Source organism: Nonomuraea jabiensis (assembly GCF_014204795.1).
In the GTDB taxonomy this organism is placed as follows: domain Bacteria; phylum Actinomycetota; class Actinomycetes; order Streptosporangiales; family Streptosporangiaceae; genus Nonomuraea; species Nonomuraea jabiensis.
This window is the reverse complement of record NZ_JACHMB010000001.1, coordinates 10653519-10667850: the sequence shown is the minus strand read 5'-3', so window position 1 is coordinate 10667850 and position 14332 is coordinate 10653519. Positions and strand designations below refer to the sequence as shown.

13 protein-coding genes and 1 pseudogene are annotated in these 14332 nt (G+C 70.2%); 8 read left to right on the top strand and 6 right to left on the bottom strand.

From position 1 onward, the window contains the following. Window positions 1-59 precede the first annotated feature (59 nt). On the bottom strand, window positions 60-791 hold the full coding sequence (locus tag HD596_RS48820; RefSeq protein ID WP_185076137.1) for a hypothetical protein: 732 nt from the start codon (window positions 789-791) through the stop codon (window positions 60-62). A 193-nt stretch (window positions 792-984) separates the two neighbouring features. Between HD596_RS48820 and HD596_RS48815 the strand changes: the two genes are divergently transcribed. The 5 genes from HD596_RS48815 (at window position 985) to HD596_RS48795 (ending at window position 6531) form a co-directional block, all read left to right on the top strand. Further along, window positions 985-1317, top strand: coding sequence for an ATP-binding protein (locus HD596_RS48815; RefSeq protein WP_185076136.1), 333 nt, complete (start codon window positions 985-987; stop codon window positions 1315-1317). Further along, window positions 1257-1736, top strand: coding sequence for an ATP-binding protein (locus HD596_RS48810; protein WP_185076135.1), 480 nt, complete (start codon window positions 1257-1259; stop codon window positions 1734-1736). Before HD596_RS48815 ends, HD596_RS48810 begins: the two co-directional genes overlap by 61 nt. A gap of 433 nt (window positions 1737-2169) precedes the next feature. Continuing rightward, window positions 2170-3933 (top strand): cellulose binding domain-containing protein, encoded by a 1764-nt coding sequence (locus HD596_RS48805; RefSeq protein ID WP_185076134.1) that lies wholly within the window; start codon window positions 2170-2172, stop codon window positions 3931-3933. A gap of 269 nt (window positions 3934-4202) precedes the next feature. Further along, complete coding sequence (locus HD596_RS48800; RefSeq protein ID WP_185076133.1) at window positions 4203-5549, top strand: extracellular solute-binding protein; 1347 nt, start codon at window positions 4203-4205, stop codon at window positions 5547-5549. Next, complete coding sequence (locus tag HD596_RS48795; RefSeq protein WP_313046490.1) at window positions 5524-6531, top strand: ABC transporter permease; 1008 nt, start codon at window positions 5524-5526, stop codon at window positions 6529-6531. The genes HD596_RS48800 and HD596_RS48795 overlap by 26 nt, the downstream gene beginning before the upstream one ends. Window positions 6532-6763: 232 nt before the next feature. Here HD596_RS48795 and HD596_RS64350 read toward each other — a convergent pair whose 3' ends face one another. Continuing rightward, entirely contained in the window at window positions 6764-6886 is a 123-nt protein-coding gene (locus HD596_RS64350) for a hypothetical protein (protein ID WP_281398335.1), read from the bottom strand. Here HD596_RS64350 and HD596_RS63005 point away from each other — a divergent pair. The 3 genes and pseudogenes from HD596_RS63005 to HD596_RS48780 all read left to right on the top strand — a co-directional run. Beyond that, a pseudogene (locus HD596_RS63005) lies at window positions 6885-7352 on the top strand (carbohydrate ABC transporter permease); the annotation flags it as partial. The gene HD596_RS64350 and the pseudogene HD596_RS63005 overlap by 2 nt on opposite strands. A gap of 103 nt (window positions 7353-7455) precedes the next feature. Beyond that, the gene (locus HD596_RS48785; protein WP_313046487.1) at window positions 7456-8847 is read left to right on the top strand and encodes a glycoside hydrolase family 43 protein; all 1392 of its coding nucleotides are present in this window, start codon (window positions 7456-7458) and stop codon (window positions 8845-8847) included. A gap of 119 nt (window positions 8848-8966) precedes the next feature. Then, window positions 8967-9953, top strand: a complete 987-nt coding sequence (locus tag HD596_RS48780) for a LacI family DNA-binding transcriptional regulator (protein WP_313047667.1) — start codon at window positions 8967-8969, stop codon at window positions 9951-9953. A gap of 17 nt (window positions 9954-9970) precedes the next feature. Here HD596_RS48780 and manD read toward each other — a convergent pair whose 3' ends face one another. Genes manD through HD596_RS48760 form a run of 4 tightly spaced genes read right to left on the bottom strand, consistent with a single transcriptional unit; the run spans window position 9971 to window position 14250 of the window. Then, a complete protein-coding gene (gene manD, locus HD596_RS48775) occupies window positions 9971-11167 on the bottom strand; it encodes a D-mannonate dehydratase ManD (RefSeq protein WP_185076132.1) in 1197 nt (398 codons plus the stop codon). Between the two features lie 22 nt (window positions 11168-11189). Next, on the bottom strand, window positions 11190-12005 hold the full coding sequence (locus HD596_RS48770) for a carbohydrate ABC transporter permease (RefSeq protein ID WP_185076131.1): 816 nt from the start codon (window positions 12003-12005) through the stop codon (window positions 11190-11192). Next, a complete protein-coding gene (locus HD596_RS48765; protein WP_185076130.1) occupies window positions 12002-12946 on the bottom strand; it encodes a carbohydrate ABC transporter permease in 945 nt (314 codons plus the stop codon). Before HD596_RS48765 ends, HD596_RS48770 begins: the two co-directional genes overlap by 4 nt. Next, entirely contained in the window at window positions 12943-14250 is a 1308-nt protein-coding gene (locus tag HD596_RS48760; protein WP_185076129.1) for an ABC transporter substrate-binding protein, read from the bottom strand. Before HD596_RS48760 ends, HD596_RS48765 begins: the two co-directional genes overlap by 4 nt. Window positions 14251-14332 lie beyond the last annotated feature (82 nt).

Here is a 14332-nt window from a genome sequence, read left to right as displayed (position 1 = left end):
GCCGCCCACGTACGCGATGCCCCCGCCGGATCGGGCGGGGGCATCGGGGTGGTGCGGGGTTACTTGCTCTGGCAGCTCTTCTTGCGGACCTCGTACCAGACGATGACTGGCGCCTGGAACCGGATCGCGAAGCACTGGTTCTTCCTGGCCGCCTCCCGGACCTTGTGGATGGCCGAGGCGCCGCCCGTCGTGTAGGCGACCTTGCAGATCAGCTTGGCCTTGCCCTTGAGCTTGTCGCAGGAGCCCTTCAGCGCCTCGATGGCGCCGGCGACGCTGGCGACGAACCAGGCGTTGTAGATCTTCTTGGTGAGCTTCTTCGAGAAGATCAGCCGGCACATGGCCTTCCACCACTCGCACTGCAGCTTGAGCGCGGGGCCGGCGACCACGGGGTAGGCGGCGCCCGCGTGGTCGACGGTCTGGACGAGCGTCATGCCCTCCACCCGGTACGAGGTCTCGACCTCCAGCACGCTGCCCTCGGGGGCGGAGATCGGGAAGCGGTACTCGGTCGGCGCCGAGGCGTCCTTGATGATGGTCAGCGCGCGGGCGATCTGGCCGGTCCGCTGGTGGGCGTAGGCCACGCTGGGCTGCTTGGCGGCGTAGGTGACCAGGCCGGGCAGCGGCTGGCTGCCGGCGCCGTCGGCCTCGGGCATGCCGATGCCGATGTCGGTCTCGCTGACGGTCGCGACCAGCGTACGGTCGGGCTCCGTCGCGATGGCGAAGGGCCGCTGGACGTCGCCGTCCGGGATCTCGGTGGGCGGGGTCGTCCTCGCCTCTTCGACGATCTCGGGCACCACCTGGGTGAGGAACGTTTGCTGTCTTCCGGGGGGTGCGCCGGCTCTCCGATCCGGAAATCCCCCAAACCATCAGTAACTGGCAGAATAAGGTCGCCCTGCCTGCTCAGCCGGTCGATGGGCATCGGTACGACGGGGGACACACCATGGATGAGCCGATGGTCGCCGCCGGTCGGGGTTCTTCCTGGCCGGGGTGCGCATCGACGGCGCGGGCGAGGAACGCGGGATCCGGCCCGGCCCCGCCACGACGCTGACCGGCCGGGAGGCCGAGCTCGCCCGGATCGTGGACGCGATCGACGGGGACCGGAGCGGGCCGCGGACGATGCTGCTGCTCGGCGAGGCCGGCACGGGGAAGACGGCGCTGCTGGCGGCCGCGGCCGAGCACGCCCGAGGGATCGGAGGCCTGGTGCTGGCCTCGCGCGGGTGCGAGGCCGAGGTGGAGCAGTCGTTCGCCGCCCTGCACCATTGCTCCCTCCCCTGCTGCCCGAGACGGACGATCTTCCCGAACACCAGCAGGAGGCGCTGAAAGCGGCGTTCGGGATCGTCGCCGCCACCCGGCAGCACGACCCGATGCCGCTGCGGGTCGGAGTGCTGAACCTCCTGGCCCGCGTCTCCCGGAGCCGGCCCGTCCTGCTGATCGCCGACGACGTGCAGCACTTCGACCGCGACACGCGCGACGTCCTCGGCTTCGTGATGCGCCGCCTGGCGGGCCACGCCGTGACGGTGCTGCTCGCGGCACGGGGCCACACGCCTCCGGACGGCTTCAACCCGGACCTGCCCGTGCTGCCCCTGGCGCCGCTGAGCCGCCGGGCGGCCGCAGCGGTTCGGCGCCAGGCGGGGGCGACTGCCGTCGAGGTCGAGGGCGCCTCGCACGCCGTCGCGGTGTCCCGGCCCAAGGACGTGGCCGACCTGATCCGCGAGGCGGTCCGGGCCACCTCGGTCTGACGTATCCGCGGGTGGTGATCGGCTCCAGCCGTGTGTTCGGCTGGAGCCGATCACCGTCTTCCGTCAGCCCACGTGCAGGCTCGCGAGGAGCTGCTGCACCTGATGCAAGAGCGCGTTGAGGAGCGACGCCAGGGCGTTCATGACAACACCGCCTTTTCACTTAGAGTGATGATCGTTACTCTAAGTTACAGCACGCGGAGCGGATGTCCGCCGCTTGGAGGCGACTCCGCGGGTCTGTGTCGGCCAGGGCGGTAGAAACGTTTCGCAGGCGAAGCTCTGAAAGTTTCAAAGGAACGATGCGCGAAATGGCTGCTGCCAGGGCTGTAATTCCAGGCAGCCGCGTGCTACGTGGCCGGTTTTGTTGACGCTCACGACCTGCGAGAGAAACTATCCCGCCAGATCGCGGAAAATTTTCTCGCTCCCAGGAGGGCTTATGAGGAGACGCGTCACCCGCCTGATCGCGCTGGCCGGAGCCACGATCGCGGTCATCGCCGGTTTATCCCCGCTCCCCGCCCCGCCCGCCTCCGCCGCCACGACCGCCACCGTGTCGGTCGACGCCGGTCAGACGCTGGCCACCATCCCCGCCGCCGGAGTCGGCATGAACGTCGCCGTGTGGGACGGGCGGATGAACGATCCGGCGACCTCCACGCTGCTGAAGGACGCGGGGATCAAGGCCGTCCGGTACCCGGGCGGCAGCTACGCCGACGGCTACCACTGGCAGACCCACACCGTCGAGGGCGGCGGGTACGTGGCGCCCAACACCGGGTTCGACGCGTACGTGGCCACCTCCCGGGCGGCCGGCGCGCAGCCGATCGTCACCGCGAACTACGGCTCGGGCACGGCGCAGGAGGCCGCCGACTGGGTGCGGTACGCCAACGTCACCAAGGGTTACGGCATCAAGTACTGGGAGATCGGCAACGAGGTGTACGGCAACGGCCACTACGGCGCCGAGTGGGAGATGGACAAGCACGCCAGCAAGAGCCCCACCACGTACGCCACCAACCTGCTCGACTACATCACCGCGATGAAGGCGGTCGACCCCACGATCAAGATCGGCGCGGTCCTGACGACGCCGGGCAACTGGCCGGACGGCATCGTGGGCCCCGGCGACACCATGGACTGGAACCGCACCGTCATGTCCATCGCCGGCTCGCGGATCGACTTCGTGATCGTCCACCACTACCCGAACAGCGCCAACGAGGCCGAGCTCGTGACCAAGCCGCAGGCCGAGGTCCCGGGCATGACGAGCGCGCTGCGCGCGCTGATCAACCAGTACGCGGGCGCCAACGCCCCCAACGTCGGCATCGCCGTCACCGAGGAAAGCTCCAACTACGCGTTGAACACCTCGCCGTCCGGCCTGTACGCGCCCGACGTCTACCTGACCTGGATGGAGAACGGCGCGTTCAACATCGACTGGTGGAACCTGCGCAACGGCACCGACTGCAGCAAGGTCACCACCATCCAGGGCGCGACCGACTACAACGACGGCGGCGTGGTGTCCAGCGGGGCGTCCTGTGAACCGCCCGCCAACACGCCGTTCCCGCCGTACTACGGCATCCAGATGATGACCAAGCTCGGCGCCCCCGGCGACGCGCTGGTGCGGGCGACCTCCTCCACCGCGATGCTGTCCGCGCACGCCGTCAAGCGCGCCAACGGCGACCTGAGCGTCATGCTGATCAACAAGGACCCCGGCAACGACACGACGGTCAACCTCTCCTACAGCGGCTTCACCCCGTCCTCGGCGACGCCGACCGTGTACTCGTACCTGAAGAACGCCTCCTCGATCGGCTCGGCCTCCACCGGGAGCGCCGCCACGCAGACCGTGCCCGCCTACTCCATCGTGGTCGTCCAGCTGCGCGCGGGAAGCGGCGGCGGGACCGGCGCCTGCCGGGTCGACTACACCAAGAACGAGTGGCAGGGCGGGCTCACCGCGAGCGTGACGATCAGGAACACCGGCGGCAGCGCCGTCAACGGATGGCGGCTGACCTTCACCTTCCCCGGCGACACCAAGGTGACCGCCGCCTGGAACGCGAGCGTGACGCAGAGCGGCGCGGCGGTGACGGCCACCAACGCCTCCTACAACGGCGCCATACCGGCGGGCGGCTCCCAGTCGTTCGGGTTCCAGGGCACCTGGACCGGCAACAACGCGAACCCCACCGGCTTCGCGCTCAACGGGTCTGCCTGCTCCGCCGGCTGACCCGGCCACCCGGTGGTCTCCGAGCCGCCCTGCGCGGCCGGAGCACCACCGGCACACCAGTTCCAGCTACGCGCCAAGGTGGTTCGTCCAGGACAGCGGAACCCATTCCTGCAATCTCCCGCCGGGGCCTGCTCGCCGGCGTCGCCGGCGCGCTGGTCGCCTCCGGCGGTCTGGCGGGCTGCGGCTCGCCGGCAAAGTCCAAGGGGCCCGGCACGACCGGCGCGGACCAGCTGAAGCGGGTCCTGCCCACGTACCTCCCGAGCAAGTCCGTGACGCCCGACCTGCCCAGCGTGGCCGGAGCGAACGGGGCCGCCTCCGACCCGGCGTTCCTCAGCTACCCCGCCGACCCGGTGCGGACCGTCACCGGCGTGCCCGGCTCGGGCGGGACGTACGTCACGCGGACGCCGCTGTGGGGCGCCATCCCTCCGTCGAGCGGCAACTCCTACTACGACGCGGTGAACAAGGCGCTCGGAGCCACGCTGAAGATGCAGCCCGCCGACGGCAACACCTACGTCGACGCCCTGCCGGCGCTGTTCGCCTCGGGAAAGCTGCCGGACTGGATCCAGATCCCGTCCTGGATCAACCAGCGGCTGAACCTGGGCAGCGCGGTCGACCGGTTCGCCGACCTCACGCCGTACCTGGCGGGGGAGAACATCGCCAGATATCCGAACCTGGCCAACATCCCCACAGCCGCGTGGCAGGCCGGCGTGTGGAACGGCAAGCTGTACGGCATCCCGTCCTACTCCTCGCCCAACAACTTCCCCGGTTACCTCTTCTGCCGCAAGGACCTCCTCGACGCCGCCGGCGTGTCGGCGGAGGTGAGGTCCGCCGACGAGCTGTTCGCCCTGGGCAAGGCGCTCACCGACGCCAAGGCGGGCCGGTGGGCGTTCGACGACCTGTGGCCGTACCTGCTCTTCCCGTTCCGGGTGATCAGCACGTGGAACCAGGGCCCCGGCGGCAAGCTGATCCACCAGTACGAGACGCCGGGCATGATCGAGGCGCTGAACTTCGCGGCCAGGCTCGCCAAGGCGGGCTACGTCCACCCCGACGCCCTCGCCGGCAACACCGCCAACGGCCAGCAGCGCTTCTGGAGCGGCAAGGTCGCCATCAGCGGTGGCGGCACCGGCGCGATGAACGGGGACGACGCGAAGGGCGGGACGGCGGCCAACCCCGACTACAGCCGCCAGGCGTTCAAGGGAGTACCTGCTGGTCAACTTCGGCGCCGCCGGCGTGGACCACACCATGAAGGACGGGAAGCGATCCTCGCCGAGCGCGGGCAGAAGGACGTGGCCACCAGCTTCCAGTTCCTGGCCACCGGCCCGCAGGTGACGCTGGTCCAGAACGGGTTCACCCAGGTGGCCAGGGACTACGCCGCCTGGCAGGCGGACGCGGTGAAGTACGCGGCCAAGCCGCTGTTCTTCGCGATGAACATCTCCGAACCGCCGCAGTACGCCTCGATCGGCCAGCAGGTCGAGGACACCATCAAGGACGTGCGGTACGGCCGCAAGCCGGTAGAAGCCTTCAAGTCCGCGGTCGACACCTGGCGCAAGCAGGGCGGGGACCAACTACGCGGCTTCTACGAAGGCATCCGTGACAAGCACGGCACGGGTGCGTGAGGTGGCGTCGACGACCAGGATCGACCCGGCCACCGCGGCCCGCAGGAAACCCGGCCGCCGGCCGGCCGCCGACGGGATGACCCGGCGGACGCGGCTGCGGCGCGACCGCACGCTGCTGGTGATGACGGTGCCGGCGCTCGTGCTGCTCGTCGCGTTCACCTGCGTGCCGATGCTCGGCTCGGTCATGGCCTTCCAGTTCTACGACGTCTACACCGGGTTCTGGGACAGCGTGTGGGTCGGGACGGCCAACTTCCAGCAGCTCCTGGCCGACCCGCTGTTCTGGCAGGCGTTCCGGAACACCCTGGTGATCAGCGCGGTCCAGCTCGTCCTGTACTTCCCCGTCCCGATCGCGCTGGCGCTGCTGCTCGACTCCATCCTCAGCGCCAGGATCCGGTCGTTCATCCAGTCCGTCGTCTACCTGCCGCACTTCTTCTCCTGGGTGCTCGTCGTCACGATCTTCCAGCAGATGCTCGGCGGCGCGGGCGCGCTGAACTCGTTCCTGCGCCGGCACGGATTCGCGGTGTGGGACGTCATGACCGATCCCGCGGCGTTCAAATACCTGATCACGGCGCAGGCGGTGTGGAAGGAGGCCGGCTGGGGCGTCATCGTGTTCCTCGCCGCCCTCGCCGCGATCGACCAGCAGCGCTACGAGGCGGCCGCGGTCGACGGGGCCGGCCGGTGGCGCCGCATGTGGCACATCACGCTGCCCGGCATGCGCGGCGTCATCGTCCTCATGCTCGTGCTGAGGCTGGGCAACGCGCTGGCCGTCGGATTCGAGCAGATGCTGATCCAGCGCGACGCCGTCGGCCGGGACGCCTCCGAGGTGCTCGACACGTTCGCCTACTTCTACGGCGTCGTCAACAACAACTTCAGCTACGGCGCCGCGGCCGGGCTGTTCAAGGGGGTGCTGTCACTCGTGCTGATCCTGGCGGCGAACAAACTGGCGCACGCCTTCGGCGAGGACGGGCTGTACCGGAGATGACGACCATCGCCACGCGCCCGCCCTGGGAGGAGAGGCCGACCGCGGGCGGGCAGACCGCGAAGGGCGGGGTGCTGCTCGTCGTCCTCGCGGCCGTTCTGGTGCCGCTGTACTCGGTGGTCCTCACGAGCCTGTCGGACCAGGAGTCGATCAACCTGGCCGGCGGCATGGTGCTCGTGCCGCACAACCTGACTCTCGAGTCGTACCGGATGATCTTCACCAACTCGCTGATCGTTCACTCGCTGCTGGTGAGCATGGTGGTCGCGCTCGCCGGCACCGCCGTCTCCATGGTCGTCACGGTGCTGTGCGCGTACGGGCTGTCGCGGCCGCGCTCCTTCGGCCACCGTGCGATCCTCATGGCCCTGGTCGTGACGATGTTCTTCGGCGGCGGGATGATCCCCACCTTCCTCGTCGTCTCGGCGCTGGGCGGCTATGACAACTACTGGTCGCTGATCCTGCCGAGCGCCGTGTCCGTGTTCAACATCATCGTGATGCGCGGATTCTTCATCGACACCGCGCAGGACCTCATCGACGCGGCCCGCATCGACGGGGCGGGGGACTGGCGCATCCTGTGGTCCGTCGTGATGCCCACCTCTCGCGCCGTGGTGGCGGTGATCACGCTGTTCTACACGGTCGGCTACTGGAACTCGTTCTTCGACGCGCTGCTCTACCTGCCCGACAACGGCAAATGGCCCCTTCAGATGATCATCTACACCTACACCCTGCAGGGCAACTTCATCCCCGGCACCGGGGTCACCAACGGGCAGCACCTGGGACATCAGGCGCTCGCTCCGCTGTCGCTGCAGATGGCGGTGGTGACTCTCACCCTCATTCCCATCCTGGTGGCCTACCCGTTCGTCCAGCGGCACTTCGTCAAGGGGATGCTGATCGGCGCCATCAAGGGATGTCCTCGAGAGCCGGGACCTGGTGCACTGGCAGCAGATCGGCAACGCGCTGGACCGGCCGGGCCAGCTGCCGCTGCCGGCCGGGACGCCGTCGTCCGGCGGCGTCTACGCGCCGACGCTGCGCCACCACGACGGCCGCTTCTGGTTGATCACCTCGATTCTCGCGCCCGGCGGCGGCACCGTGCTGTTCACCGCCACCGACCCCGCCGGTCCCTGGTCGGAGCCGGTCAGCGTGCCCGGGGTCACGGGTATCGACCCGGATCTCGCCTGGGACGAGGAGGGCCGGTGCTGGTGCACGTACGCGGGGATCGAGCAGGTGCGCATCGACCCGGAGACGGGTCGCACGTTCGGGCAGCCGCGCCGGCTGTGGTCCGGCACGCCCGGCTCCCTGGCGCCGGAGGCCCCGCATCTGTACCGGATCGGCGCCTCCAGGTACCTGCTGATCGCCGAGGGCGGCACCGAGCGGGGGCACGGCGTCTCGATCGCCCGCGGGCCGGCCCCCGGCGGGCCGTTCGAGCCGTGCCCGGCCAACCCCGTCCTGAGCCACCGCGGCACCGACCGGCCGATCCAGGACACCGGCCACGCGGACCTCGTCGAGGCGCCCGACGGGTCCTGGTGGATGGTGCTGCTCGGCGTACGGCCGGGCGGCGGCACCCCGGGCTGGCACGTGCTGGGGCGGGAGACCTTCCTGGCGCCGGTCACCTGGGACGACGGCTGGCCGGTGGTCGGCGAGGTGGCGCCGGTCATGGAGGCGCCCGCGTGGCCGCCGCACCCGCTGGCCGCGCCGCCGGTGCGGGACGACTTCGACGCGGACCGGCTGCACCCGCGCTGGATCTCGGTACGTTCCCGGCCCGCCTGGTGCTGGTCGCTGACGGATCGCCCCGGCCGGCTCAGCCTGCACGCGCGCGGCAGGTCGCTCGACGATCACGACGTCACCTTCGTCGGCCGCCGCCAGCAACACCCGTCCTGCCGCGTACGAGCGCTGATCGACCCCGCCGGCGGCCACGGCGGGCTCGCGGTACGCCTGGACGAGCGGCACCACTACGAGATCGAGGCGCGGGACGGCGAGGTCGTCGTGCTCGCGCGGATCGGCTCGTTGCGACCGGCCGTGGCCACCCGGCCCGCGCCGGCCGGGCCGATCACGCTGCGGATCGACGTGCTCGCCTCGCTGCCCGCCGACCAGCATCCTCGCAAGGAGCCCGACGTCCTGCGCCTCGGCGTCGAGGCGGCGGACGGAGCGTTCGACGTGCTGGCCGAGCTCGACGGCCGGTACCTGTCGACGGAGGTGGCCGGCGGCTTCACCGGACGGGTGATCGGCATGTACGCCGCGTCCGGCACGGTGCGGTTCGACTGGTTCGACTACGAGCCTCTCGATCACCGCAGCCGGCCGGGTCAGGTTATCCTTGCGCCGTGAACGGGCCCGCTCCGGGCGACCGGACGGGGCCGATGAGGAGGGGAGCCAGGTTGACACACGCCGAGTCGGGCGAACCCGCGGTCGACCGGGAAGCCTCGCGAGGCGATTCGTCGAGACCTGTGACGATCTCCTACATCGCGGAGACCGCCGGAGTGTCGATCCCCACGGTCTCCAAGGTCATCAACGGCCGTTCCGGCGTGTCCGCGGACACGCGTGCCCGCGTCGAGGCCCTGATCAACGAGTACGGATACCGCAGGACCAACCGCAGCAACATGATGGAGCTCGTCTTCGACGAGCTCGAGCACATGTGGGGGACCGAGATCATCCGCGGGGTGGAGCGGGTGGCCCGCGAGCACCGCGTGGCCGTCGTGCTGACGGAGTTCGGCCCGGAGCGCAACGCGGTCCACTATCCGAGCGAGGACACCCTCGCCCGCCGCCCCGCCTGCGTGGTGACGGTGGCCCAGCTGTCGGCGGAGCAGCGTGGCCAGCTGCGCGCCAAGGGCATCCCGTTCGTGGTCTTCGATCCCGCCACCGAGCTGCCGGACGACGTCCCCTTCGTCGGAGCGACGAACTGGGCCGGCGGGCGGTCGGCCACCCGCCACCTCATCGAGCTGGGGCACCGCCGCATCGCGATGATCGGCGGCCCCGACCGGACCCTCTACTGCCAGGCCAGGCTCGACGGCTACCGCTCCGCCCGGGAGAGCGCCGGCCTGCCGGTGCAGGCCGACCTCGTCGTACGCACCTCGCTCACCACCGAGCACGGCCGCGCCGCCGCGCTCGAACTGCTGAACCGCCCGGAACGCCCCACGGCGATCTTCGCCTGCAACGACCTGCAAGCGATCGGCGTCTACCAGGCCGCGCGGACGATGGGGCTGCGGATCCCGGCGGACCTGAGCGTGGTCGGCTTCGACGATCTGCCCATCGCCGCCCTGGTCGACCCTCCGCTGACCACCGTCCGCCAACCGCTCACCGAGATGGCCGCGGCCGCCACCGAATTGGCGCTCGCGCTGGGGCGCGGGGAGGAGACGCCGCAGGCCGGGCTCGAACTGGCCACCACCCTGACGGTCCGCGAGAGCACCGCTCCACCCGCCGACCGTGCGGGCTGAAGCAGCTCTCCGCTGCCTCACCAGTCGTGGATCGTGCCGTCCTGCAGCCGGTTGATCGGCAGGTACGCCGGCTCGTAGGGGTGCGCGGACGCCAGCTCCTCATCGAGCTCGATGCCGAGGCCGGGAGCCTCGCCCGGGTGCAGGTACCCGTCGGTGAAGGTGTAGGCGTGAGGGAACACCTCGTGGGTCAGCGGGGTGTGCCCGGCGTACTCCTGGATGCCGAAGTTGTGGATCGCCAGATCGAGGTGGATCGCGGCGGCCATGCCGACGGGGGAGATGTCCTCGGGCCCGTGGATGGCGCTCTTGATCTGGTGCTGCGCGGCGAAGTCGAAGAGCTTGCGCAGCGGGGACACGCCGCCGAAGTGGGTGACGGCGGAGCGCACGTAGTCGATCAGTTGCTCGCCCACCAGCGTCTGGTAGTCGAAGACGGTGTTGAAGACCTCGCCGATCGCCAGCGGGGTGGTCGTGTGCCGGCGGACCAGGCGGAGCCCGTCCTGGTTCTCGGCGGGCGTGCAGTCCTCCAGCCAGAACAGGTCGTACGGTTCCAGGTCCTTGCCGAGCCGGGCCGCCTGGATCGGCGTGAGGCGGTGGTGGGCGTCGTGGAGCAGCGTCAGCTCCGGCCCGAACTCCTGGCGTACCGCGTCGAAGACCCCGGGCAGGCTGCGCAGGTAGGCGCCGGTGTCCCAGTCCTCGACCACGGGCCGGGCCCCGTCGGGCGTGGCGCCGTGGTGGACGCCGTAGACGCGCTCGAGCCCGGGCACGCCCGTCTGCACGCGGATCGCCGGGTAGCCCTCGGCCAGCCGGGCGCGGATGGAGTCGAACAGTTCGGGGATGTCCCGCCCGCTGGCGTGCCCGTAGGTGCGGACCCGCTCGCGGCTCGCGCCGCCCAGCAGCTGGTACAGCGGCAGTCCCGCGACCTTCGCCTTGATGTCCCAGAGCGCGACGTCGACGGCGGCGATCGCCGCCATGGTCACCGGTCCGCGACGCCAGTACGCGCCCCGGTAGAGGGCCTGCCAGGTGTCCTCGATGCGGTAGGGGTCGGTGCCCAGCAGCAGCGGGACGACGTGATCCCGCAGGTAGCCGACCACGGCGAGCTCGCGGCCGTTGAGGGTCGCGTCACCCAGGCCGGTGACGCCCTCGTCGGTCTCCACCTTCAACGTGACGAAGTTGCGGCCCGGGCTGGTCAGGACCACTCTGGCGTCGACGATCTTCATGAACAACCTTTCAGGGATGGGCTCAGCCCTTGGTGGCGCCGGCGGTCAGCCCGGCCACGAGGTACTTCTGGCCGAGGACCGCGACGATGACGACCGGCACCGTCATGAGCGTGGCGGCGGCCATCAGGCCGCCCCAGTCGGTGCTGGCGTAGGAGATGAAGTTGAACAGCGTCACCGGCGCGGTCTGGGTGGTCTCGTCGGAGAAGATCAGGGCGAACATGAAGTTGTTCCAGCTCGCCACGAACGCCAGCACGGACGCGGTCGTGGTGCCCGGCGCGGCCAGGGGGAGGGCGATGCGCCAGAAGGCGCCGAAGACGGTCAGCCCGTCGGTGCGGGCGGCCTCCTCCAGCTCGATCGGCAGCCCCTCGAAGAACCCGATCATGATCCACAGGATCAGCGGCACGGAGACGAACATGTGGCTGAGGATCAGCACGGTGTAGCTGCCCACCAGCCCGGCCTGGGCGAACAGGTAGTACCAGGGGACCAGCAGGGAGATCGCCGGGACGATGCGGGCCACGAGGACGAGGGATCCCGTGCGGTGCATCCTGAACCGTCCCACCGCCCACGCGGCGGGCACGGCGATGACCGCCGAAAGCGCGGTGGAGACCACCCCGACGATCAGGGAGTTGCGCAGCGAGGCGAGGACCTCGCCGTCGGCCAGGACGTTGCGGAAGTTGTCCAGGGTGGGGGAGAAGATCAGGCCCACGCCGGGGTCGGTGACCTGAACGTTGGTCTTGAACGCGGCGGCGAACATCCAGACGATCGGCAGGACGAAGCCCAGGCACACGACCGTGATGGCGACGCCGCGCAGCCAGGACAGCACGCGGTTGGATCTCATGCGGACCCCCTTCCGGGGCGGCGCCGGAGCAGGGCCACGACGCCGATGATGGCGAGGGTGAACAGGACCAGGACGGCGGAGGCGAGGCCGTATTCCTGGTAGTCGAAGGTCAGGCCGTAGGCGTAGACGTTGAGGGTCTCGACCTCGAAGGAGGATCCACCGCCCGGGCCCTTGGTGGCGTACAGGATGTCGAAGGTCTTGAGCGCGTCGATGGAGCGCAGGACGACGGCGGTCGCCAGCGTCGGCACGAGCATCGGCAGGACGACGTACCGGAAGCGCTGCCACAGGCCGGCCCCGTCCACGTGGGCGGCCTCCTCGGGCTCCTCCGGCAGGGTGGACAGCCCGGCGAGCAGGAGCAGAGTCATCATGGGCGTCCACTGCCACACGTCGATGAGCATGAGGATCGGCAGCGACTGAGTCACCGAGCCGAGGAACTCCTGCGGCGGGATCCCGGCGGAGGCGAGCAGGTGATTGGCGATGCCGTTGGTGGGGTCGAGGATGAGCAGCCAGAGGATCCCGACCGCCACGGGGGTGGTCAGCAACGGGATGATGAGCACGGTGCGGACCCAGCGGATGCCGCGGAACGGCTTGCGCATGAGCATGGCCAGGGCCAGGCCCAGCACGGTCTCGATCAGTACGGCGCCGACCGTGAACAGGGCGGTGCGCTCGACGGCCGGCCAGAAGCGGCGCGAGTCGGTGAGCGCGTCGCCGAAGTTCCGCAGGCCGACGTAGCCCTTGCCGGCGTTCACGGCGCCGAAGGCGTCAGTGAGGCTGAGGTTGAGCGTGAAGGCCAGCGGAAAGACGATCATCAGCCCGACGAACGCGAGCGCCGGGGCCAGCATCGTCCACTTCAGGCGCCTGTTCGCCTGCTCGAACGAGCGGGGCCTGCCGCGATCGGCGGCGCGGCTGATCGCCGGCGCTGTCCGGGTGGCGGACATCATGCCTCCCTGTGACGGTTGTCGCGGATGAGGAAGTCGGCGAACTCGGCGTCGGCCTCGCGCGCGACCGGCCCCACCGGCTGTCCGAGGATGCCGGCCACGAGCGGCCGGCCGATGATGTCCCGGGCGCGGCCCACCTGCAGGACGTCGGGACGGTCGAGCCCCACCCCGCTCCGCGCCTGCGCCTGCATGCTCCTGGCGAGCTCGGGCGGGAACGAGGCGAGGGTGGCCGGGTCCGACCACGCCGACTGCCGGGCTCCCGGTATCCCGTCCGCCTGCAGCCGCCTGACCATCTCCGGGCTCGACGCCCAGCGGATGAACTGCCAGGCCTCGTCACGCAGCCGCGAGAACGCGCTGATGCCCAGGCTCCAGGACGGGATGTTGAAGGGCCGCGCGCCCGCGGGGCCGGCCGGGAACGGCGCGAAGCCGACGGTGTCCTGGACGGTCGAGATCTTCGGGTCGAGGAAGTTGGTGTAGATGGCGTCGGCGTCGACGTAGAAGGCCGCCTTGCCCTGGGCGAAGATCGGCATGGCCTGCTCCAGGCTCATGTTCGTGGCGCCGGGCGGCCCTGCCTGCGCGAGCAGCCTGCCGTAGTACTCGTAGGCGGTGATCGCCTCCGGCCGTCCGATGCCGGATCGCCCCTGGAGGGTGAACGCGCCGCCGAAGGAGTAGAGGAAGCTCGACCACATGGTCACCGCGCCGCTGCGCTGCCCGCGGCCGACGTACCCGAAGAAGTTACGCTGCCGGTCGGCGAGCCGCAGCGCCGCCTCCATGAGCTCGTCGAGCGTGGCAGGCGCCTTGACCAGGTCCTTTCGGTAGTACAGGAGGGGGCGCTCGGTCACCACCGGCACGCTCAGGACCTTGCGGGCGGTGACGGAGCGCTCGCGCGGCGCCTCCAGGAAGTCGGCCCAGTTGTAGGCCGCGTCGCCCTGCACCAGGCCGGTGAGATCGGCGAGCCAGCCGTTGTGCGCGAAGAGCAGCTGCTCCTGCAGCGCCCGGACCATCATGACGTCGATGTCGGTGGCCGAGGCGTTGAGCTTGACGTTGTAGCTGTTGGCGAGCTGGTCGGAGGTGAGCAGCGACATCGACACGCGGCGGCCGATCCGCTCCTCGAACTCCGCCAGATGCTTCCTGACCGCCTGCGACCAGACGTGGTTGATCGCCATGATGCGGAGCGGCGTGTCGGGGGAGGGCTTCCCGCCGCCGGCTGAGCAGCCTCCGAGTGCTGCCCCTCCGAGGGTGACCGCCATCCCGGCCGCGATCTTGCCGAAGGTACGGCGAGTGGGGTTCTTGCTGGTGATGGACATGCTTGCGCTCGGTCTCTCTGGACTTGGTCCAACTGGTAGGACCAGTCGGACCATAGCAGTCCCTTTTTGGCATGGCCAGCCC

Excerpts from the sequence above, each read along its gene's own strand:
- HD596_RS48805 (WP_185076134.1), top strand. The coding sequence starts at position 2,170 with ATGAGGAGACGCGTCACCCGCCTGATCGCGCTGGCCGGAGCCACGATC.
- HD596_RS64350 (WP_281398335.1), bottom strand. The coding sequence starts at position 6,886 with ATGAGGATCGCACGGTGGCCGAAGGAGCGCGGCCGCGACAGCCCGTAC.
- manD (WP_185076132.1), bottom strand. The coding sequence starts at position 11,167 with ATGAAGATCGTCGACGCCAGAGTGGTCCTGACCAGCCCGGGCCGCAAC.
- HD596_RS48770 (WP_185076131.1), bottom strand. The coding sequence starts at position 12,005 with ATGAGATCCAACCGCGTGCTGTCCTGGCTGCGCGGCGTCGCCATCACG.
- HD596_RS48765 (WP_185076130.1), bottom strand. The coding sequence starts at position 12,946 with ATGATGTCCGCCACCCGGACAGCGCCGGCGATCAGCCGCGCCGCCGAT.
- HD596_RS48760 (WP_185076129.1), bottom strand. The coding sequence starts at position 14,250 with ATGTCCATCACCAGCAAGAACCCCACTCGCCGTACCTTCGGCAAGATC.